The 21,768-nt window shown below is 59.3% G+C and carries 20 protein-coding genes and 3 pseudogenes; 17 read left to right on the forward strand and 6 right to left on the reverse strand.

Annotated features, from left to right (window positions below):
- Positions 1 to 161 precede the first annotated feature (161 nt).
- From C8024_RS08285 to C8024_RS08315, 7 genes are all read left to right on the forward strand, one after another.
- A complete protein-coding gene (locus tag C8024_RS08285; protein WP_173204039.1) occupies positions 162 to 2,972 on the forward strand; it encodes a helicase-related protein in 2,811 nt (936 codons plus the stop codon).
- 105 nt (positions 2,973 to 3,077) lie between these two features.
- Complete coding sequence (locus tag C8024_RS08290) at positions 3,078 to 3,284, forward strand: S4 domain-containing protein (protein ID WP_240616938.1); 207 nt, start codon at positions 3,078 to 3,080, stop codon at positions 3,282 to 3,284.
- A gap of 104 nt (positions 3,285 to 3,388) precedes the next feature.
- Complete coding sequence (gene fdxA, locus C8024_RS08295) at positions 3,389 to 3,727, forward strand: ferredoxin FdxA (RefSeq protein WP_100092842.1); 339 nt, start codon at positions 3,389 to 3,391, stop codon at positions 3,725 to 3,727.
- A 290-nt stretch (positions 3,728 to 4,017) separates the two neighbouring features.
- On the forward strand, positions 4,018 to 4,548 hold the full coding sequence (locus C8024_RS08300) for a CarD family transcriptional regulator (RefSeq protein ID WP_100092841.1): 531 nt from the start codon (positions 4,018 to 4,020) through the stop codon (positions 4,546 to 4,548).
- 166 nt (positions 4,549 to 4,714) lie between these two features.
- A complete protein-coding gene (locus tag C8024_RS08305) occupies positions 4,715 to 5,443 on the forward strand; it encodes a head GIN domain-containing protein (RefSeq protein WP_173204041.1) in 729 nt (242 codons plus the stop codon).
- A 63-nt stretch (positions 5,444 to 5,506) separates the two neighbouring features.
- Positions 5,507 to 6,130, forward strand: coding sequence for a class I SAM-dependent methyltransferase (locus tag C8024_RS08310; RefSeq protein WP_100092839.1), 624 nt, complete (start codon positions 5,507 to 5,509; stop codon positions 6,128 to 6,130).
- Positions 6,127 to 6,834 (forward strand): DUF2807 domain-containing protein, encoded by a 708-nt coding sequence (locus C8024_RS08315; protein WP_173204043.1) that lies wholly within the window; start codon positions 6,127 to 6,129, stop codon positions 6,832 to 6,834. The genes C8024_RS08310 and C8024_RS08315 overlap by 4 nt, the downstream gene beginning before the upstream one ends.
- Here the strand turns inward: C8024_RS08315 and C8024_RS08320 are convergent, their stop codons facing one another.
- On the reverse strand, positions 6,835 to 7,044 hold the full coding sequence (locus C8024_RS08320) for a hypothetical protein (RefSeq protein ID WP_100092837.1): 210 nt from the start codon (positions 7,042 to 7,044) through the stop codon (positions 6,835 to 6,837).
- Between the two features lie 161 nt (positions 7,045 to 7,205).
- Here C8024_RS08320 and C8024_RS08325 point away from each other — a divergent pair, with 161 nt between their 5' ends.
- Positions 7,206 to 7,409 carry a hypothetical protein gene (locus C8024_RS08325; protein WP_173204045.1) on the forward strand — a complete coding sequence of 68 codons (204 nt, stop codon included), beginning with the start codon at positions 7,206 to 7,208 and terminating at the stop codon, positions 7,407 to 7,409.
- Positions 7,410 to 7,663: 254 nt separating this feature from the next.
- Positions 7,664 to 8,818: a sorbosone dehydrogenase family protein gene (locus C8024_RS21305; RefSeq protein WP_367947227.1), complete on the forward strand. Its 1,155-nt coding sequence runs from the start codon at positions 7,664 to 7,666 to the stop codon at positions 8,816 to 8,818.
- Position 8,819: 1 nt separating this feature from the next.
- Here C8024_RS21305 and C8024_RS08335 read toward each other — a convergent pair whose 3' ends face one another.
- Entirely contained in the window at positions 8,820 to 9,650 is an 831-nt protein-coding gene (locus C8024_RS08335) for an ATP-binding protein (RefSeq protein ID WP_173204047.1), read from the reverse strand.
- A 2-nt stretch (positions 9,651 to 9,652) separates the two neighbouring features.
- Positions 9,653 to 11,404 (reverse strand): acyl-CoA dehydrogenase, encoded by a 1,752-nt coding sequence (locus C8024_RS08340; RefSeq protein WP_173204049.1) that lies wholly within the window; start codon positions 11,402 to 11,404, stop codon positions 9,653 to 9,655.
- A gap of 52 nt (positions 11,405 to 11,456) precedes the next feature.
- Between C8024_RS08340 and C8024_RS08345 the strand changes: the two are divergent.
- The 8 genes and pseudogenes from C8024_RS08345 to C8024_RS08375 all read left to right on the forward strand — a co-directional run bounded on the left by C8024_RS08345 (position 11,457) and on the right by C8024_RS08375 (position 19,290).
- Positions 11,457 to 12,415, forward strand: a pseudogene (locus C8024_RS08345) (L-threonylcarbamoyladenylate synthase).
- A gap of 116 nt (positions 12,416 to 12,531) precedes the next feature.
- Complete coding sequence (aqpZ, locus tag C8024_RS08350) at positions 12,532 to 13,254, forward strand: aquaporin Z (protein ID WP_367947228.1); 723 nt, start codon at positions 12,532 to 12,534, stop codon at positions 13,252 to 13,254.
- A gap of 183 nt (positions 13,255 to 13,437) precedes the next feature.
- The gene (locus C8024_RS08355) at positions 13,438 to 14,442 is read left to right on the forward strand and encodes an efflux RND transporter periplasmic adaptor subunit (protein WP_173204053.1); all 1,005 of its coding nucleotides are present in this window, start codon (positions 13,438 to 13,440) and stop codon (positions 14,440 to 14,442) included.
- Positions 14,443 to 14,478: 36 nt separating this feature from the next.
- Complete coding sequence (locus C8024_RS21310) at positions 14,479 to 15,360, forward strand: efflux RND transporter permease subunit (protein WP_254305719.1); 882 nt, start codon at positions 14,479 to 14,481, stop codon at positions 15,358 to 15,360.
- Positions 15,361 to 15,425: 65 nt separating this feature from the next.
- Positions 15,426 to 17,550: pseudogene (locus tag C8024_RS08360) on the forward strand (efflux RND transporter permease subunit).
- A 10-nt stretch (positions 17,551 to 17,560) separates the two neighbouring features.
- A pseudogene (gene msrA, locus C8024_RS08365) lies at positions 17,561 to 18,093 on the forward strand (peptide-methionine (S)-S-oxide reductase MsrA).
- 47 nt (positions 18,094 to 18,140) lie between these two features.
- Positions 18,141 to 18,971, forward strand: a complete 831-nt coding sequence (locus C8024_RS08370; protein ID WP_173204055.1) for a UTP--glucose-1-phosphate uridylyltransferase — start codon at positions 18,141 to 18,143, stop codon at positions 18,969 to 18,971.
- Positions 18,972 to 19,020: 49 nt separating this feature from the next.
- On the forward strand, positions 19,021 to 19,290 hold the full coding sequence (locus tag C8024_RS08375) for a DUF6726 family protein (protein ID WP_173204057.1): 270 nt from the start codon (positions 19,021 to 19,023) through the stop codon (positions 19,288 to 19,290).
- Between the two features lies 1 nt (position 19,291).
- On the opposite strand, the gene C8024_RS08380 is transcribed toward C8024_RS08375, so the two are convergent.
- The 3 genes from C8024_RS08380 to C8024_RS08390 all read right to left on the reverse strand — a co-directional run bounded on the left by C8024_RS08380 (position 19,292) and on the right by C8024_RS08390 (position 21,727).
- Positions 19,292 to 20,311: a M48 family metallopeptidase gene (locus C8024_RS08380; protein WP_217272086.1), complete on the reverse strand. Its 1,020-nt coding sequence runs from the start codon at positions 20,309 to 20,311 to the stop codon at positions 19,292 to 19,294.
- Between the two features lie 6 nt (positions 20,312 to 20,317).
- Positions 20,318 to 20,617 carry a hypothetical protein gene (locus C8024_RS08385; protein ID WP_173204061.1) on the reverse strand — a complete coding sequence of 100 codons (300 nt, stop codon included), beginning with the start codon at positions 20,615 to 20,617 and terminating at the stop codon, positions 20,318 to 20,320.
- Between the two features lie 219 nt (positions 20,618 to 20,836).
- Complete coding sequence (locus tag C8024_RS08390; RefSeq protein ID WP_173204063.1) at positions 20,837 to 21,727, reverse strand: LysR family transcriptional regulator; 891 nt, start codon at positions 21,725 to 21,727, stop codon at positions 20,837 to 20,839.
- Positions 21,728 to 21,768: the final 41 nt, after the last annotated feature.

The following is a 21,768-nucleotide window of genomic DNA, read 5'->3' on the forward strand; positions in this document are numbered from 1 at the left end:
GAGCAACCTCTGTGCAGGAACTTGGTTAAAGTCAAATTAAGCCGCCGTGCAGGCCGTTTACATGCGGTGAATCGTGTAAAATCAAGGTTATCCGGTCAGCGTCCGCGCTTTTTGCGCCAAGCCTCTTGCAACTGCGCGCCTGATCGGCTGTTGTATCGGCAATGTCCCCGTTTTCCCAGTCGTCTCTTGTCGCCGTTCTCGGCCCGACCAACACCGGCAAAACCCATCTTGCCATCGAGCGCATGTGTGCCCATTCGAGCGGGATGATCGGCTTTCCGCTGCGCTTGCTGGCGCGCGAGGTCTATGACCGGGTTGTGGCGCTGAAAGGCGCCAACCGGGTAGCGCTGGTCACGGGTGAGGAAAAGATCATCCCGAAAGACGCGCAATGGTTCCTGTGCACCGCAGAAGCGATGCCGATGGACCGGGAATTCGCCTTTGTCGCGATCGACGAGGCGCAAATCGGCATTGATCCCGAACGCGGCCATATTTTCACCGACCGGATGCTGCACGCGCGTGGTCGTGAGGAGACCATGATCCTCGGGTCGGAAAGTCTGCGGCCTCTCATTGAGGCTTTGCTGCCCGATGCCGAAATCGTCACCCGGCCCCGGTTCTCGACCCTGAGCTATGCCGGTCCGCGCAAGCTGTCCCGACTGCCGCGGCGTTCGGCAATCGTCGCCTTCTCGCTCGAGGATGTATACGCGATCGCCGAAATGCTGCGGCGCCAGCACGGTGGCGCGGCGATCGTCATGGGCAGCCTGTCGCCGCAGACCCGCAACGCCCAGGTCAAAATGTACCAGGATGGTGAAGTCGACTATCTTGTCGCCACCGATGCGATCGGCATGGGGCTCAATCTCGACGTCACTCATGTCGCCTTTGCCGCGCTGAAGAAATTCGACGGTCGCCGCCGCCGGCCGCTCACCCTGGCGGAAATCGGACAGATTGCCGGGCGCGCCGGCCGGCACCAGAAGGACGGCAGTTTCGGCGTGCTGACCGGCCTTGCCACGTCGGACGAACTGCAGCCGGAAGATATCGAAAATCTTGAATCGCATCATTTCCCGAAGCTGGAATGGCTCTACTGGCGCAACGCCGAGCCGGATTTCGGTTCGGTCGACCGCCTGATCGGCTCGCTGGAGGAATTTCCGCAGGGCCGCCGGTTGCAGGCGGCTCCGGAAGCGGTCGATCTGGCGGTATTGAAACGGCTGGCGCAGGATCGGGCGGTGGCCGGTCTCGCGCAATCACCCGACAAGATCCGGCTGCTCTGGGAAGCGGCCTCCATCCCAGATTTCCGCAAGGTCGGTGCCGATCACCAGGCGCGCTTCGTCGCTTCGCTCTGGCCGCATCTCGCCAGCGGATCGGGTCGCATTCCCCACGCCCGGATGGCGCAGGAAATTGCCCGGCTGGAAAATGTCCAGGGCGATATCGCCACCTTGGGCGCGCGAATCGCCGCCGCGCGCAGCTGGAGCTATATCGCGCAAAAGTCCCGCTGGGTGGAGCAGCCCGAGGCGATGGTCGACCGGACCCGCGCGCTGGAATCGCGCCTCAGTGATGCCATGCACAGCCAGCTGACCCAGCGTTTCGTCGACAAGCGGACACGGGTGTTGATGCGCGGTCTGCTGAAAGATATGTTGCATCAGGATGTCATCGTCGATGACGACGGCAAGGTCCTGGTCGAGGGACAGGAAATAGGAACACTCAAGGGCTTTCAATTTGTCGTGCCTTCCGATAGCCGGAGAGAAGATCGAAAAATGCTGCTGGCTGCGGCAGAAAGATATTTGGGACGGATTATGACGGACAATGCAGACGCTCTTGCCAAGGCACCGGACTCCGTTCTGGAGCTGGTTCCCGATTCGGCCGGACAGCCGGCGATCCTCTGGGGCGACAGCCGGCTTGCGGTCCTGGCGAAGGGCAAGACGCTGTTGCAACCCGAGATCAGGTTCGAGCGCTCGATCAAGGATATGACGCCCGAGGACAGCCAGAAGGTCATGGACCGGGTCAAGGCCTGGGTTGATTCGATGAAGGCGAAGCATTTGCAGGGGCTGGTCAAGATTGACGCTCTTGCCAACGAGCCGGAAACGCCGCCGGCGGTGCGTGCGCTGTTCGCGCAGATTGTCGACGCGGGCGGGATTCTCTCGCGGCGCGAAATCGATCAGGCCGTCCGGGCGCTCGACAATGATATGCGCGGGCACGCGCGCCGCGCCGGCCTGGTATTCGGCGCGCTCGATATTTTTCACCACGCGCTGATGAAACCCGGTGCTGTACTCTGGCGGACGGCCTTGTTTGCCGCCTATGACGAAGAGCCGATGATCGAACAGGCGCCAGACAATGCGGTGCATCTGAAACAGGGGACATTCTCCTCTGCCGGCCATGCCACGCGTCTCGGTTTCCGCAGGATTGCCGACGAATATGTCAGGGTCGACATGGTCGAGCGACTGGTCAAGCAGGCACATGAGGCCCGCAAGCAGGACGCGGTATTCGCCGTGGACTCGGCTCTGGCAACATCCCTCGGCCTGTCGAAAGCCTGTCATGAAGCGCTGCTCGATCTGGCAGGCTTTGTCAAAACCGATGACAAGCCGGCCCCGGTCGAAGCGCCTGCCGCTGCGGCAGATCCGGTGGCCCCGGCGGACGCGGAGGCCGCGGCGCCACCCGAAGCCAGTGCTGCCGACACCGGCACGGAAGCGGAAAAGCCCGCCACACCGGACGCGGTTGCCGACACGGCGGATGCGGCGAAAGCGACAGTGGAAGAGGTTTCTTCCGACGCAGAATCCGGGCCGGCAGAACCGGCACCGGCCGTTCAATATTGGCGCTGGAAAGGCATGGCGCGCAAGAAAAACCAAAGCCATTTCAAACCCCGCGAGAAGCACCAGAAAAAGAACAAGGGCGCGCCCGCCAAGCGCAAGGCGGAACCGGTTCTCGCCACTGCTGGCGGGGCCTTCGCCGAGCTGGCGGCGCTCCGGGACAGCATGAAGAAATAGGATGCAGGCTTGAGCGGCAGGGCGGAGCAACGCATCCTTGCAGCACAGCCCGTGCTGCGGATCGACAAGCTGCTCTGGTATCTGCGCTTTGCCCACAACCGGGTGATGGCCCGCAAGCTGGCTGAAAAGGGACATGTCCGGCTGAACGGCCGGCGGATCGAACGGGGCCATGTCCGGGTTCGGCAGGGCGATATTCTCACCGTACCGCAGGGCCATGACGTGCATGTGGTGCGCATCATTGCGCTACCCGAACGTCGCAGCAGCGCTTTGCAGGCGCAATCCTGTTATGAGATATTGCAGACTGGTAATTGAAATAGCGGCCAAACCAACTGTTGACGTGTCAGAAATTGCGCAATAGCTAGGACAAATTCTGCCGTCCTGAAATCGTGGGCCGGTATTGGGGAGTTTAAGACCAGATGACCTATGTTGTTACCGAAGACTGTATCAAATGCAAATATATGGACTGTGTGGAAGTCTGTCCGGTGGACTGCTTTTACGAAGGCGACAATATGCTGGTCATCAACCCCAGCGAGTGCATTGACTGCGGCGTCTGCGAACCCGAATGCCCGGCCGAGGCGATTCTGCCCGACACCGAAGACGGGCTGGAAAAATGGCTCGAGATCAACACGAAATTCTCCGAAGAATGGCCGAACATCACGGTCAGCCGCGACCCGCCAGCCGATGCCGACGAATATAAGGGCATGGAAGGCAAGTTCGAGGCCTTCTTCTCCGAAAAGCCCGGCGCTGGCGACTAAGCCGGATTTGGCCGGAACAGCCGTTCCGCGATATTGTTGCGCCAGGACAGATAGAATTTGTCATCCAGATGCCGGAAATGGGCATTTCTGGTCATGATGAGTTGTGCAATGCAACGATAAATTGCTTTTTGTGACGAATCTGCTACATAAGCGTCACTTGGCGGCTGGACACCTGAGGAAGCGGGTGGTGTTCGGTCGTTAAACATATGTACGGAAGGGTTTTTTCGTCACTTTGTACGAAATTCGAACGTTAGCAGCGTTCTTTTCCATTTATTCAAGAAAGGCTTTTTATGGCTGCGAATGTGCTGTCCTTTGATGTGGGCGATTATGTTGTTTACCCAAAACATGGCGTTGGACGGGTTATTGAACTGCAAAATGAAGAAATTGCGGGCATGCAACTCGAACTTTATGTTTTGCGCTTTGAAAAAGAACGGATGACCCTTCGGGTTCCGACCAACAAGGCAGAAGGCGTAGGAATGCGCAAATTGTCTTCCGACAAAACACTCCGTGAAGCCATGGAAACCCTGAAAGCCAAGCCCAAGGTCAAGCGGTCGATGTGGTCGCGGCGGGCGCAGGAATATGAAGCGAAGATCAACTCGGGCGATCTGGTCTCGATTGCCGAAGTGACCCGCGATCTTTTCCGCGCTGACGACCAGCCCGAACAGAGCTATTCCGAACGACAGATTTTCGAAGCGGCATCGAGCCGCCTCGCCCGCGAACTGGCGGCGATGGAAGAAACCGACGAGCCGACGGCTCTGGCGAAGATTCTCGATATTCTCAATATTGCGGCACCGCAATATTATGAAGTGAAAGAAGATTAATCGATAGCGTTCCGGCGTTTTTCGAAATTAAAAAGGGGCTGACACAGAGATGTGGCAGCCCCCTTTTTTGTCCGGAGGAGCAGCATTTTTCAGTTGATCTCTATCCGGCGCGGGCGTATTAGTCGATTAATACAGCTACGGAGGCATGGATGAAGAGAATATTGTTTTGGCACCCTTATTGGCGCTCGCGGCTTGCGAAGGGTCGATTGTCGATGCCGTGGGCGATGCCGCATCCAGCTCCGGCAGCAGCTTTGCCGACGGCAGTGCCATCGGCACCAGCGCCAGCAATCCCGGAGCGTTCGAAGGCGTCACTCTGGCCGGCCCCGATGATGTGATCTTCACCACCGCGGATGATTTCTCGATCCGGGCGGAAGGCGATTCCGACGCCATCGAACAGCTGCGCTACAAAATATCCGGTGACGAGATCAAAATCGGTCGCGATGGTGATGACAAATTCTGGGGCGATAGCGGCAAGGCCACGATCTATATCAGCGCGCCGTCGCTGAAGAACGCCAAGCTCGCCGGATCTGGCGATATGCAGGTCGATGCGATGACCACGGATTCGTCCGCGCTGAGCATTGCCGGTTCGGGCAATATCAGCGTGGCAAAAATCAATTCGGCTTCGCTCAGTTCCAAGATTGCCGGTTCCGGTAATCTGGCTCTCGCGGGCACCGCGGGATCCATCGAGATTTCGATCGCCGGTTCCGGTGATATCAGCGGCAAGGATCTGAACGCGAAGAGTGCCACCATAGCGGTTGCCGGAAGCGGCGATGTCGAGCTGTCCTCCGACGGATCGGTCGACGCTAATGTCATGGGATCCGGCGATGTTCGCATCCATGGCGATGCGAAGTGCAAGTCGCGGGTAATGGGCAACGGTACCGTCAAATGCGGTTGATCGCCCGGCCATCTCGCTGAAATCGCTTGGCGATCTGTCGTCGCTGTGGCAGATTCGCCCGCGATGGCAAATCTATGGGATAAATATGCGGTACCGAAGCTGATCCGCTTCGCCTGTTCGCAGCCGGCGGTGATGAAGGACCGCAGCCAGATCGTGCCGAAAGCCGATGGCGATGTGCTCGAACTGGGCTGCGGCGGTGGCATCAATCTGCAATTTTACGACCGGTCCAGGGTCAACAGGCTGACCGGACTCGATCCCTCCGCGGGACTGCTCGACTATACCCGCCAGGAAGCGAGCGAGCGCGGTTTCGACATGGAAATATGCGACGGTATCGGCGAGGACATGCCCTTTGCCGATGCCAGTTTCGACACGGTGCTGACCACATTCACGCTCTGCTCGGTTCAGGATGGCGATCGGGTGATGTCGGAAATGCGGCGGGTCCTGAAGCCCGGCGGCAAGATCCTCTTTCTCGAACATGGCCGGGCACCCGACAAGGGACCGGAAAAATGGCAAAGGCGCATCGAACCCGTGTGGAAGCATATCGCCGGCGGTTGCCATCTGCACCGGCCGGTGGCCAGGGCATTTGAAGCCAACGGCTATAAGCTGATCGAAAATGCCGGCCATTATGCGCCGAAGACCCCGCGCTGGCTCGGCTGGATGGAATTCGGCGAAGCGAGGCCGCTATGAGGTTCCTCTCGATAGTTTTGCTTTCCGTCGCCTTGCTGCTGCCCGCTGTGGCGCAGGCTGCAGAGCGGAAATTTTCCCTGTTCGGTTTTGACGATATCCGGATCGGCAATGGCGTGAATGTGGTGCTGACGTCGGGCAAGGGTCCCTCTGCCCGCGCAGAAGGAGAGACTCGCCAGCTTCTGGATCGGGTATCGCTGCAGCGAAACGGCAAGCAGTTGATCGTCTCGGTGCGACCCAAGTCGCTGGACCGTGACAATTATGATGGTGACGGACCGGTAACCCTGTATCTTAGCAGCTATGCGATCAGCAATATCTCGCACCTGGGATCGGGCCGGGTGACTCTCGACAAATTGTCTGGCCGCAATCCGCGCGTCCGTCTTGGCGGCTTTGGCACATTGCATATCGATGCCATCGATGCGGACCGGCTGGATCTGGCAATGACCGGCGGCGGGCAGGTGACGATGGCGGGCGAGGTACGCGACGCCCGGATCGAACTGCAGGGAGCCAGCATGTTTGAAGGCCCGGAACTGACGGTTGAAAAGCTGACGCTGATCCACCGCGGACCTGCGAGCAGTCAGATGGCGGTGACGCGGGAAGCGATCATTACCAACAATGGCACCGGACGAATCAATATCGCCGGCAGGCCCAATTGTACGGTGAGAACCGACGGGGCCGCCACGATCGTCTGCAACCCCGACCGATAGCTAGTGAACCGTGCCGATTGACTGGTCGATTGCCAGCAAGATGCAGAGCCGTTCGACCTGCCGCCATTTGCAATAATGGAGATGATTGCCCAGAGACCGGCTCTTGTCGGCGCGGTTGGCTGCTTCCAGACCGGCTTCCTCGCCATAATTGGTGATCAGTCGCTCGGCATCGCTATAATGGGTGGAGTCAATGAATACGGGTAGTTGCATTTATGGCTCCTGTTTCGGGAGACCTCTTCGTCTCCAAGCTCATCACCGTCTTTACGGTCGACCGGTGGAAATATCTTCAAAAGCTAAGGTTACCAGAACGTTAAGCATAGTCATGCGGGAAGCTCTGGTCATTCTCCACGTTGTGGTTTAGGGCAGCGGCCATGAATCCAGAAACCCCCGAACCTGCTTCCAAATCTTCCGCAGACGGCGTGAAAAACCGCAGTGGCGGCGGCATATTCATTGCGATCGGCGCGATCGCCGGCGCTTTTATCGGCGGCTATATGGGACAGCCTTCTGCCGGCTTGCTGGCCGGACTGGCGCTGGGTGTGCTGGCGGCACTGCTCATATGGTGGCAGGGCCGCTGACCATTTCAGACCGCGCTTGTCAGGACGATTGACGCCACCTATTATCCGCGCATGCTGAAACATATTAGAAATATCGCGATTCTGCTCATCGTTCTGGGGATCGGGGCAGGATATTATTTCACCCGCGGCGATACCGCGCGCTTGCCGCTCGATGCGACCACCGGCGTCGAACCCGATCTGACCAATGTCCGTACGGAAAATTCCCGACCATCAATATCGCCAAGGCCGAACCCTGGGGTGAGGGTGATGGTCCGGTGGCAGCCGAAGGCTTTGTGGTTGAGCGGTTCGCCGAGGGGTTGGACCATCCGCGCAGCATGTTTCGCCTGCCCAATGGCGATGTGCTGGTGGCGGAAACCAACAGCCCGCCGCGGACCAACAGCGGAATCGAAGGCTGGATCATGCGCAACCTGATGAGCAAGGCCGGAGCGGGCACCGAATCGGCCAACCGGATCAGCCTGCTGCGTGACAGCGATAAGGACGGCAAGGTCGACGAGACATTCGCCTTTCTTGAAAATCTCAATTCGCCGTTCGGCATGGCGCTGATCGATGATACGCTTTACGTCGCCAACACCGATGCGGTCTATGCCTATCCCTATGCGGAAGGCGACACGAAAATCACAGCCGAGGGTCGCAAGGTTGCCAATCTGAACGCGAAGGCTCCGAACAATCACTGGACCCGTGATCTGCTGGCCAGTCAGGATGGTAAATATCTCTATATCTCGGTCGGTTCGAGCAGCAATATCGGTGAAAACGGCATGGATGTCGAAAAACAGCGCGCTGCCATTTTGCAGGTCGAACTCGCGACCAACAAAAAGTCCATCTACGCCGATGGCATGCGCAATCCGGTGGGCATGGCCTATCTGCCCGGTACCGACAAATTTTATACCGTGGTCAACGAACGTGACATGCTGGGCAGCGATATGGTGCCCGACTATCTGACCGAAGTGCGCTGGGGTGCGCATTATGGCTGGCCCTGGCATTTCTGGGGCGGTCATGTCGACCCGCGGGTCGATCCGAAAAATCTTGATCACCGGCAATATGAGCGGCGTCCGGATTACGCGTTAGGCGCGCATGTTGCGCCGCTTGGCCTCGCCTTTTCCCATGGTCAGGCGCTGGGCAAGCCCTTTGCCACCGGTGCGGTGGTCGCGCGCCATGGTTCGTGGAACCGCCAACCCCTGTCCGGCTATGATGTGATCTATGTCAATTTCAACCAGCGCGGCGAGCCGGAAGGCAAGCCGGTCACGATCCTGAGCGGTTTCGTCGATGACGAGCAGCAGGCGCGGGGCCGTCCGACAATGGTGGGCTTTGACCAGACCGGCGCCCTGCTGGTCAGCGACGATGTCGGCGGCATTATCTGGCGGGTCTCGCGCAAGGATGCGGCCAAACCGGCTGCGGTGGCCGAGGAATAGGCTAGGACAGAAACGTGCCGGCGCGTCCGGCCAGTTCGACAATATATTGCCATGCCACCCGGCCCGACCGGCTGCCGCGCTGTTTCGCCCAGAGCAGGGCATCCTCGCGATCGAATTCCAGCCCGTGGACCTCGGCATAGCGGGCGATGATCGCGAGATAGTCGTCCTGTGATGCGGCGTGGAAGCCGAGCCGCAGACCGAAACGGTCGGAAAGCGCCAGCTGGTCATCGACTGCGTCGCGCGGGTTTACCGGATCGTCCTGCTCGCTCATCTGGCGCGGTACGATGTGGCGGCGGTTCGAAGTGACATAGAGTCGGACATTGGCCGGCCGCTGGCTGGCACCGCCCTCCAGCATCGAGCGTAGCGTGCGCGGTTCGCTGCTGCCCTCGGAAAAGCCGATATCGTCGATAAAGATGACAAACCGCCGCTGGGATGATGCCAGAAGTTCGAATAGCGCCGGGAGCGTCTCCAGATGGTCCGACGGTGCCTCGACCAGGGCAATATCCTCGCCTTGCGCCTGCAGCGTCCGGACCACCGCCTTGGCGAGGGCTGATTTTCCCATGCCGCGCGAGCCCCAGAGCAGCACATCATGGGCGGCGTGACCCTGCGCGTGGCGGGTCGTATTGTCCAGCAGGCGGTCTTTCTGCTGATCAATGCCGGTGAGCAATTCGATTTCGGTCGGCTGGAACGGCGCAATCGCCCTTGCGGTGCGTCTGTCCCACAGAAACGCCTCACCGGACGCCAAATCGAGCGGTTCTGCAGGTGGCGGAGCCAGACGTTCGAGCGCATCGGCAATGCGTTCCAGCACGTCCCTGTTGCCCGTGTCGGTCATGATCAGCCGGCCAGCTCGGCGCTGCTCAGGCTGTATAATATATCCGCTCCGCCCGTTGCTGCCGCTTTCAGGCCCAGCGCTTCGGGGACGATATGATCGAGATAATAGCGGGTGGTCACCAGCTTGGCCTTGAGGAAAGGATCATTCCCGCCGCCCAGTTCCGCCTTGGCAATCCGGTGCTGCTTCTTCATCAGCATGCCGCAGGTCGCGGTCGCCAGCATGGTCATGAAGGCATAGCTTCCCGCCAGCCGGTCATCGATCGACGCGTCGCCGCTCGCCATCCACTGTCTGATATTCTCGCAGCTGTCGGCAAGCGCCAGCAGGCTCTCTTCATCCTTCGCCTCGCTGCGAATTTCGGCGATAAATGTCTGCATAGCCTCGCCGCCGTCCAGCCCCAGTTTCCGGCCAACCAGATCGGCGGCCTGGATGCCGTTGGTGCCTTCGTAGATCGGGGCAATCCGGGCGTCGCGGAAATGCTGTCCGGCCCCGGTTTCCTCGATGAAGCCCATGCCGCCGTGCACTTGCACGCCGAGCGAGGCGACTTCATTGCCGATATCGGTACCATAGCCCTTGATCAGCGGTGTCAGGATTTCGGCGCGGGACTTGGCTCCTTCGATGCCGAGGGTAGCGCGGTCAACGCTCGACGTTGCATAATAGAGCAACGCGCGGGCGGCTTGGGTCAGCGCCTTGGACCGCAGCAGCATCCGCCGGACATCGGGATGTTCAATGATCGCGACAGGGCTCTTGTCGCCGCTGCCAGCGCGGGCCGACTGGACCCGTTCCGTGGCATAATGGCTGGCCTGCTGGGTTGCCCGTTCGGCGATCTGTACGCCTTGCGATCCGACATTGATGCGGGCGTTGTTCATCATCGTGAACATCGCCTTCATGCCGCCAAATTCGCCACCGATCATTTCGCCGATACACTCGCCCTGTTCGCCATAAGCCATGACGCAGGTCGGCGAGGCGTGGATACCGATCTTGTGCTCGATCGACACGCAGGTCACATCATTGGGTGCGCCGGGATTGCCGTCGGCATCGAGATGAAATTTTGGGACGATGAACAGCGAAATCCCGCGCGTGCCCTCGGGCGCTCCCGGGGTACGGGCAAGCACGAGATGGATGATATTGTCGGTCAGATCATGTTCGCCAAAGGTGATATAGATTTTCTGGCCCTTGATCCGGTATTTGCCGGCATGTTCGCCCTCGGTAATCGGTTCGGCAGTCGAGCGCAGCGCGCCGACGTCGGAGCCGGCCTGCGGCTCGGTCAGGTTCATCGTGCCGGTCCAGGCGCCGGAAATCAGATTGGGCAGATATTGGGCCTTCTGCTCGTCGGACCCGTGGACATGGATCGCCTCGATCGCGCCGAAGCTGAGCATCGGGCACAGGGTGAAAGCAAAATTGGCCGCGCCGCAGGTTTCGAGGATCAGCGCCGAGAGCGAATAGGGCAGGCCCTGACCGCCAAAATCTTCCGGTCCGTCAATCGATGCCCAGCCGCCTTCGACGAATTGCGCATAAGCCTCCTTGTAACCCTCGGGCATGGTCACGCTTCCGTCCTTCCAGCGCGCGCCGACCGTGTCGCCAATCCGGTTGAGCGGTGCAAATTCTCCAGCCGCAAATTGACCGATGCCTTCGACAATCGCTTCGACCATATCCTCGCTCGCACCGGCAAAGCGCTCGTGGCTCGCCAGTTCGCCGATATTGGCGATATGTTTGAGCACAAAATTCTGTTCGCGACCGGGGGCTGTAAAACTCATCTATTTGCTATCCGTTGTTGCCTGATTTTCCGCTGGGCTATAGCGCAGGGTCATGTCCGGCTCAAATGATCATATTGGCGGCGAAGCGCGCCGTTACGGCAATGCGACTATTGGCGAGGCCGTCGCCCGCCTGCGCGCAGGCGGACTGGTCGCTGTGCCGACGGAAACCGTCTATGGTCTGGCTGCCGATTCGACCAATGCCGCCGCCGTGGCGGAGATATACCGGACCAAGGGCCGACCGGATTTCAATCCGCTGATCGTACATGTCCCGGATCGCGAATCAGCCGGAAAACTAGGCAAATTTGAAGATCTCGCGTCGTTGTTCGCGGACGCTTGTGGCCGGGGCCGTTGACGATTGTGGTGCCGAAACGTGAAAATTGCCCGGTTGCGGCCGCTGTCACTGCCGGTCTCGAAACGATCGCCCTGCGCTGTCCGGCGCACCCGGTGATGCGCGAGTTGCTCGAACAGTCGGGGCTGTATCTCGCCGCGCCGTCGGCCAACCGCAGCGGCGGGATCAGCCCGACAACGGCGGAGCATGTCACGCGCAGCCTGGGCGCCAAGGCGCCGTTGATACTGGATGGCGGCCCATGCGAACGGGGGATCGAATCGACGATAATCGCCGTGGCCGGCGGAGAATACCGGATATTGCGCCCCGGTCCGGTCACAGAAGCGCAACTGGAAGCGGTCGCCGGGAAAGCGCCGATATTGGCAGACACCAACCTGATCGAGGCACCCGGCCAAATGCTGTCGCATTACGCGCCATCGAAGCCGCTGCGCCTCAATGCTGAAACCGCTGCGGATGATGAATATCATATCGGCTTTGGAAATCTGCCCGGTGACCGGAATCTTTCACCGGATGCGGATCTCGCAGAAGCCGCCAGTCTTTTGTTTGCCGCGCTCCATGACGCTGACGCGAGCGGCAAGCCGCGAATTGCCGTCGCACCCATCCCGAACGCCGGCATCGGGATTGCACTGAATGACCGGCTGCGCCGCGCTGCAAGCCCCAGATAGCCGCCAGTTTACATAACATTACAGGCCATCGCCTTGGAGAAACGGGATATCTGCCATAGGGTAAGGCGATATGGCGCGAGCTGATGCTGCGCTTCGACCGGAGAGGGAGAGATATCGTGACTGCTTTGCAAAAATCCTTGGCTGAGTTTCTGGGGACATTCTGGCTTGTTTTCGGAGGGTGCGGGAGCGCGGTGATCTCGGCCGCCTATCCAGAGGTCGGTATTGGTCTATTGGGGGTTTCTCTCGCCTTCGGACTAACTGTTGTCACCATGGCCTACGCTATTGGCCATATCAGCGGGTGCCACCTCAATCCCGCCGTCACCATCGGCCTCTGGATGGGAGGGCGTTTTCCAGCGCAGGAAATTCCCGTCTATATCATCGCCCAGGTCGCGGGCGCGACGATTGCCGCCGCCGCGCTCTATCTGATTGCTTCGGGCAATGCGGATTATAGCCTTGCGGTAAACGGTCTGGCATCCAACCGTGTCGGCGAACATTTGCCCGGCGGTTTCGCATTAGGCTCTGGCATCGCGATCGAAATATTGCTGACCTTCTTCTTCCTGCTGATCATATTGGGTGCGACGGACGGCCGGGCACCGGCTGGCTTTGCACCACTGGCGATCGGCTTGGGATTGACGCTGATCCACCTGATCAGCATTCCGGTAACCAATACCTCGGTTAATCCGGCGAGAAGCACCGGTCCCGCCCTGATCGAAGGCGGTATCGCATTGTCGCAGCTATGGGTTTTCTGGGTGGCACCAATCGTCGGCGCGGTCCTGGCAGGTATCGTCTACAAGGTCATGGGCGGTTCCGGCCAGGAGATCGTCGGCACAGAAAATTAATACTGACTCTTTAATAGCACATTTCACGGGCCGGGTTTCATAATCCGGCCCTTTTTGGTTTGAATTCGCAATTTTCTATTGGACCGCGCCCGATAGCGACTTAAGACAAATTGATTAGGGGTGATAGTGCGCAATATGACGCTTGGCAGAACGATAGTATCGATTTTCGGCGGTCTGGTTTTCATGACCGGATGCAGTGTCAGCGAACCAGAGGCAAAGCCCAGCTCCTCCGAGCCGATCCCGGCAGCAGTGGCCACGGTCCAGCCGGCGAGCGAGAGCGAAGTCCTGAATGCCGCCGGGACCGTTCGCTTGCGCCGCGAAACTGCGCTGGGTTTTACCACCGACGGTAAAGTCGCTTCCGTCCGCTATGAAGAAGGTGACAGGGTCAAGCAGGGCGCGATTCTGGCAGCTCTGGACGGCAGTACAGTGGCTGCAGATCTGAGCGTGGCGCGCGCCGAGCGGGATCGTGCCGAAGCGGAATATGAGCGGATTGCGAAATTGTTCAAGGACGGCTGGGTAACCAAATCCCGGCTCGAACAATCCGAAGCGACAGCGCGCGCGGCGCGGGCCCAGATCGAGGCCACGGAATTCGCCAGCCGCACGTCCTATATCCGCGCCCCGAGTAGCGGTATCATTCTATCGCGCAACATCGATGAAGGGCAAATTGTGACCGCCGGCATGACGGCAATGATATTGGGTGAAATCGACAAGGGTTTCGTCTTGCGGGTGCCGATGACCGATGCCGATGCCGCCCGTATCAGCGTCGGCATGCCGGCCAAGGTCTTGCTGTCCGCGGTTTCCAAGACGCCGCTGGATGCAGTGGTCAGCGAGAAGGACGGGCGGGCAGACGAGCGGACCGGAACTTTCGAGGTGAATTTCCGGCTCCCTGCGAGCGATCGACTGCGGTCCGGGCAATTGGGCATGGTAGCAGTGGAGGTGTCCCGCGAGGGCCAAGCGACCTTCGTCATTCCCGCCAACGCGATATTCGGGGTCCGCACCGGTGAAGGCCTTGTGTTCGTGGTCGATGACAAAGACCGGGTGAAGCAGCGCAATGTCCAGATCGGAAAATTGACCGACAGGAATCTTGAAATTCTCGCTGGCCTGTCGGCGGGCGAGGTGATCGTGACCCGGGGCGTCGAGAAGCTGAGAGACGGCGATTTGATCAAACCCATCCGGCCAGTACGATGAGCATCAACTTTTATCAAAAGGATTGCCGGGTCTGAGATGCTTGCCCGCTTCGTCATTTCCCGCTGGCAGCTCTCTTCGGTCCTGTTCATCCTGCTCACACTGCTGGGGCTAACCGCGCTCAGTGGTATTCCAAAAGCCGTCGATCCGCATTTTCCCATACCTGCTGTCAATATCATCGCAATCCAGCCGGGCGCCGATGCGCAGGAAATGGAAGAGACGGTTGCCAAGCCGATCGAAGACGTCGTTCAGGGACTGGACGATATAGCGGAAGTGCGATCAACGAGCACCGATGGCGGAACCGTCATCCGGGTCGAATTCAGCCGATGGTCCGGTGATGTCGACGGCTATTTCGATGACGTGGTGCGGGAAGTCTCCGCGATCCGGGACGAGATGCCGGCCGGACTGCAGAAGCTGGAGTTTCGCAAGATCCGCACGACCGAGGCTGCGGTCATGCAGGTGGCGCTGGTCAGTGAAACCGCTTCGTGGCGGCGGATGGAAAAATATGCCGAAGATATGGCCGATATTTTCATGCGGAATTCCGGCGTTCGGGAGGCCAGAATTTTCGGCCTGCCGCAGCCGGAAGTCAGCGTGGAGGTAAAGCCGGAGCGGCTTTCCGAACTGCGCGTTCCGGCCAGTGCAATAGCCGATGCCGTCCGTCAGGGCGGAGCCGACTTGCCCGGCGGAGCAGTCCAGAGTGGCGAACGCAGGCTGAATGTGGAAGCAGGCGGCGCGTTTCGGGACCTTGATGCCATTCGCGGATTGCCTTTGCGGGCATCGAGTGGATCGCTTTTGACCGTCGATGATGTTGCAGACGTCAGCTGGGGCGCGGAGGAGCAGCTTTATCGCGCCCGTCACAATGGTCAGCGCGCTGTGTTTCTTACTGTTACGCAAAAGATGCTGTTGATGTCACGCGACTGAAGCAAGAACTTGATGTGGTAATGGATCAACAGCGGCTGGTGCTGCCTCCGGATATCGAGCTGGTCATGCAGTTTGACCAGAGTCGCGACGTGAAACGGCGATTGAACGAACTGACGCGCGACTTTTCCATTGCTATCGCTTTGGTGATTTTCACACTTTTGCCGCTTGGATTGCGCTCTTCGGGCATCGTCATGATCTCGATTCCGCTCTCGCTCGCTTCGGGTCTGCTCGTGCTTTATGCGATGGGATATAATCTCAGCCAGCTTTCCATTGCCGGCTTTATCGTTTCGCTGGGGTTGCTGGTCGACGACAGCATCGTCGTGACGGAAAATATCGCGCGTCATTTGCGAATGGGCAAAACCAGAACCCAGGCGGCGATCGAGGGTAGTCTGGAAATCCGCGCTGCGGTTATCGGCTCCACCGCGGTGCTGGTGCTGGCATTCGTGCCATTGCTGTTCCTGCCCAGCGGCGCCGGCTCCTATACCCGGTCTTTTTCATAGCGATCATTGCGACGGTCATTTCTTCGCTGATAATCTCGCTGTCCCTGATCCCCTTTCTCGCCAGTCGCATGTTGCGACGGGATGAAAATCCGGAAGGCAATCGCGCGCTGCGCTGGGTTAACGACAAAATCCAGCGCTTCTATCGTCCCTTCTTGCACATAGCTCTGGCGGCGCCGGTCAAGACGGTGGTGCTGGCCATGGTCTTGTGCCTGTCGGCTTTTGCGCTGGTGCCAAGCCTCGGCTTTTCGCTTTTTCCTTTTGCCGACGCTCCCTATTTCCGGGTTTCGGTGGAAGCGGAACAGGGCAGCAGTCTGGATCGTACCGACCGGATCGTGGCTGAAGTGACGAAAATTCTGGAGACGGAACCCAGTATCAAAGTACGGGCGGAAAATATCGGCAACGGCAATCCCCAGGTATTTTACAATGTCGGTCCGAGGGCCGAGCGCATCAACTATGGCGAAGTGTTGGCGGTGCTGGACGAATGGGACACCCGGGAAGGTCCGGAAATGATCGACCGGTTGCGCAAGCAGCTCGACCAGATTGCAGGCGCGCGGGTGAAGATCGAGCTGTTCCAGAACGGTACGCCGGTGGAAGCACCGATTGTCATCCGGGTGTCCGGCCCGGAACTGGATACGCTCAAGCAATTGTCAGGGACGATTGCAGATGTTCTGCGCAACGCCGGCGCCCGGGATATCGTCAATCCGGTGGAGACCGACAAGATCGATCTCGACATCGGGTTGAACGAGAAGAAAGCGGCCCTGCTCAATATTCCATCGGGCGAACCGCGGCGCGCCATCCGGCTGGCGATCAGTGGCGAACGAGCAGCCTCTTTCCGGGATCAGGAAGGGGATAATTATCCGGTGACGGTTCGCTTCCCGTTTGAGGGCAATCTGCCGATATCGGTGCTGGACAAGATCTACGTTGCAACGCGCGCCGGCGACCCGGTGCCGCTGGCCCAGATCACGGATCCCAAGCTGACCAATGTCACTCCGCAAATCCAGCGGCATCAGTTGCGCAGGACGGTGCTGGTTACCGCCCAGGTCGATTTCGGCGAAGTTCCCTCGACGGTCAATGACCGTGCCGTGGAACAGCTGGAACAGATCAAGTTTCCCGAAGGCTATGATTGGTCCATCGGTGGCGAGGCCGAGAAAATCGGCGAAACATTCGGTAATTTCGGTCCCCTGATCCTGACCGCATTCATGTTGATCTTTGCGGTTCTGGTGGCCGAGTTCAGGCGGTTCCGCGAAACGATCGTGGTGGCGGGCGTTATCCCGCTGGGCACGGTTGGCGGCATTCTCGCCCTCTATTTCACCGGCAACTCGCTGAGCGTCATGGCGCTGATCGGCTTTATCGCGCTGATCGGGATTGAAATCAAAACTCGATTCTGCTGGTCGATTTCACCAGCCAGCTGCGCGCGCAGGGCATGGGATTGCGCGACGCGATCGAGAAAGCCGGGGAGGTCCGGTTCCTGCCGGTGCTGCTGACATCGATCACGGCGATCGGCGGCTTGACGCCGCTCGCTCTATGGGGCGGAGCACTATATGCGCCCTTGGCGGGGATCATCATCGGCGGGCTGATCAGCTCGACCCTCTTGTCTCGAGTGGTAACACCCGCCATGTATCTTCTTGTCGCCAGGCGCGATGAAGCGCGTGACGTTGCAAATGAAGGGGGCGAGACTGCCACCCTGTAAAGGAGTTTATATGGCCAAGCAGGAAGCCATTTTTGCCGGTGGCTGTTTTTGGTGCACCGAAGCGGTGTTCAACGATATTGCCGGGGTTACTTCCGTCGAAAGCGGCTATATTGGCGGCGCCAAGCCCGACCCGACCTATCGTGAAGTCTGTTCCGGGACCACGGGGCACGCCGAGGCGATCAAGATTGGTTTCGACGATGCGATCGTCAGCTATGCCGATCTGCTGGATATTTTCTTCGCCACCCATGATCCGACCCAGCTCAACCGGCAGGGCAATGATATCGGCACTCAGTACCGGTCGGCGATTTTCCCGCTGGACGACCAGCAGCGCGCCGAAGCCGAAGCCGGCATCAAGCGGGCGGCAGAGGGGCGCGTCGAACCGGTTGTGACCACTATCGAGGGGCCGGCCCCTGGTACGTGGCGGAAGACTATCATCAGCAATATTGGGCTGACGAAGGGCGCAGCAATCCATATTGTGTCGCCACCATCCCGCCGAAACTGCAAAAATTGCGGACCAGCTTCGCCAACAAGTTGAAGGACTAGAACAGAAATATGAAACCGATCAAAAAGCCGTTTTCCCTGTTGCCGGAATGGGCACCCGTTTTCTGCCGGCGACCAAGGTCATGCCCAAGGAACTGTTCCCGATCGTCGACCGTCCGCTGCTGCAATATGCCGTCGACGAGGCGCTGGAGGCAGGGATCGAGCAAATGATCTTCGTCAACGGTCGGGGCAAGGGCATGATCGAGGATCATTTCGACATGGCGTTTGAACTCGAGCGCAATATGGCTGACCGGGGAAAAGACCGGTCGGTGCTCGAAGGAACCCGGCTCAAGCCCGGTGACTGTGTGTTCGTCCGGCAGCAGGAGCCCTTGGGGCTCGGGCATGCCATCTGGTGCGCGCGGGATATTATCGGGGACGAACCCTTCGCGATTTTCCTGCCTGACGAATTCATGGTCGGTTCGCCTGGCTGCATGAAGCAAATGGTCGGTGCCTATAACAAGCTTGGCGGCAATATCGTCTGTGCCTTGGAAATTCCGATCGAGAAAACGCCCTCTTATGGTGTCATTGATCCGGGCTATCGCGACGGTCCGATCACCGAGGTCAAGGGGCTGGTCGAGAAGCCTGCGGCCGGCACCGCGCCATCCAACCTCATTCTGCCCGGCCGCTATATTCTGCAACCCGAAGTGATGCGGATCCTGGAAACCCAGGCAGCGGGTGCCGGCGGCGAGATACAGCTGACCGACGCGATGGCGCAGATGATCGGCCAGCAGCCGTTCCACGGCATGACCTTTGACGGCAAGCGCTATGATTGCGGGTCGAAACAGGGCTATGTCGAAGCCAATCTGGCGTTGGCGCTGGCCCATCCGGAGATCGGCAGCGATATCAGGGAAATAGCAGAGAAATTGCTGGCAGAGTCCTGAATCTTTCAGGCGATCACGATGCCGGCACGGAGCAATTGAGGAGTATATCATGCGCATATCACCCATATTGACGGTCGCTCTTGTTCCCATGCTCTTGTCCGGCTGCGTCAGCAAAATCGTAACGGCGCCGTTCAGGGCCGCCGGTACGGTTGTCGAGACCGCAGTGGATGCGACCACCCAGACCCAGTCCGAGAGGGAAGAAGATCTGGGGCGCAAGGCGCTGGCCGACCGGAAAAAGCAGCGCGACCTGTGCCTTGATGAAGCGCGCAACAAGCAGGAACGCCGCAATTGCAAGGACGCCTACAAGGACGACGATTGAGTCAGTCGGACCCGGTCAGCAGTGGCGGCGCATATTTGCCGTCGACAGGTTCCATCGCGTCCATCTTCGCAATTTCTTCTTCGAATAGCTGCACCCGCTTCTTCCAGCGGTAATGCGTCGAGGCGGAGAAGATGCCCTTGCCATGTTCCTTGCCGTAGCGGGTCCAGAAGGCGATCGCAGCCTGCGGGTCATAGCCGGCATTGGCCATCAGCCAGACCGATAGCCGGTCCGCTTCAATCTCGGTTTCCCTGATCCGGCCGGCGCTCTTGCCCAACTGGCCGAAAAAGCCGCGATTGACCTGTTGCGCATCGAGCCGGTCGCGGTGTTTCAGCAGATTATGCGCCAGTTCATGGGCGACGACGGCGGCAAATTCGTCATCGCTCAGAAAATATTCGGCAAGCTGCGAGGAGACGCTGACCAGCCGACCATCGGCGGTGGCGCTGCGGTCGGCGCTGACCCGGATCTGGAACTGCCCGGTGCATGTCTCGACCGGTTTGATCGGTACCGTCCGGCGGACGCCACCTTCCGATATGGTCAGTTGTACATCGCCCGCGGCGAGCATCTGTCGAAACACCCGGTTGATTGTATTGATCCGGCGATAGGCCGGTTCTTCGCTCGACGATTGCGAGAGATCGACCGCGATATCCTCGATCGCCTTGTTGTTGATCGCCAGAAGGCTGTTCCCCGGCGACAGTTCCGCCGCCGCAGCGGGGCTGTCCGGCGCGACTGCGGTGATCCCTATCGCGCCATCGAAGCCGAGCGCGAAACGGGCGGTTTCCTGATCGGCATATTGGGCCACGTCATTCAGCAGCAGGCCGGTCGTGGCGGCTTTTTGGTCGCAATAGGCGGCATTGGCACTGATCAGCCGAAAGCCGATGGCGTTCATCCGCTGGTCCAGCAGCTGCAGGCCCTTCAACGCCAATATCGTTTCCGCGCTAACCTCACCATCAGGCTTTTCCTGCGCCGACAGGGGCTGGGAAAAGCTCAGGACGAGGAGGAAAGGCCATATTCTGTTCATCATATATATCTAGCCAATCGCGCCTTGCGGCAGGTTGAACGCGCTCTGCATCGCGCTGGCGTTGAGGTTCCACCATGCCAGTGTCAAGGCTGAGCCGAACAATATAGCCGCAGCGATTTTCTGTAACAACGGCTGAACCTGGTCGGCATTGCCGAGATTGACCCCGACGATCGGCCCCAGGGCCCCGCGCATGCCGCCCGCCGGACCATGGGGCAGGGCATGGCTGACGATGACCATGGTGGCCGGCCCCGGCGTGAAACAAAACATCAGGTCGGCGACGACAAAAAGCAAGATGGTCTCGAGCGGCATTAATTTTCGGGCCTGTTTTCCTGATGAACTTTACAAACTTTACAGTATTATGAAAAATCACTCTGTTGACGAATTTTGCAGATACAGACAGCCGGGAATAACCCCGATATATGGCGGGAAAGTCGCGTTCGCAGCAGGGTGGATCAGCATTTTCCTGTTCATCGGGAGAGGCTACTAAATCCGGACGATGTAGGACAGCAAAACTGTGCGCAGCTCTGGCTAGCGCAAATTGTCCTTCAGAAAGTCCACCAGTGCATCGACCCGGGCCGGTCGCAGGCGGGACGGGGGCATGACAATATTGAGGGCGATATCGCCGATACGGCATCCCGGAAGAATATTGACCAGATCACCCGCGTCCAGTGCCTTCTGGCAGAGGAAATCGGGCAGATAGCCAATTCCGCGTCCGGCGATCAGCGCCGGCAGCATGACGTCGCCATTGTTGCTGCGGAACCGGCATTTGGGCCGCACATTGGTGATATGGCCATCAGGGCCGGTCACCGGCCAATGTTCTGGGCTCGGCGTGTTCGAGTAGATGAAGCAATCGTGATCACCCAGATCAGCCGGACTTTCCGGCTCGCCCTTGCGCTCGACATAGCTCGGGGCGGCGATGAAATAGCCGTCCATCCTGCGCAGCTTGATCGCTCTCAGGCTGCTGTCGGGGAGCGCGCCGATCCGGATCGCGCAGTCAAAACCTTCCTCGACCAGATCAACCCGCGCGTCATTGAGCTGCAGGTCGACGGTGATTTCCGGATAGGCGCACATGAAGTCGGCGATCACCGGTGCGAGATGCGACAGACCGTAGCTGAGCGGGGCAGCCAGACGCACCTGCCCCTGTAACAGATGCGTTGTGTCGCGAGCGGCTTCCATCGCTGCTTCACCGTCCATAGCGATCTGCCGCGCATGCGGGAGCAGCGCCTTGCCTGCGGTGGAAAGCGAAATCCTGCGCGAGGTGCGGTGAAACAGCACCGTGCCGAGCGACTCTTCCAGCCGCGATATGGCCTTCGAGATCGTCGGTTTGGACAATGCCAGTTCCTGCGCGGCAGCGGTAAAGCTGCCCAGCCGCGCAACCGCCGCAAAAATCGCCCAGGCTTCGTAATCGGGTAATGCCATGGCATCATATTAAACAAAAATGGAAACAATCAAATTCAATA

The sequence above is a fragment of the Sphingopyxis sp. BSNA05 genome, from assembly GCF_013265645.1.
Lineage (GTDB): Bacteria > Pseudomonadota > Alphaproteobacteria > Sphingomonadales > Sphingomonadaceae > Parasphingorhabdus.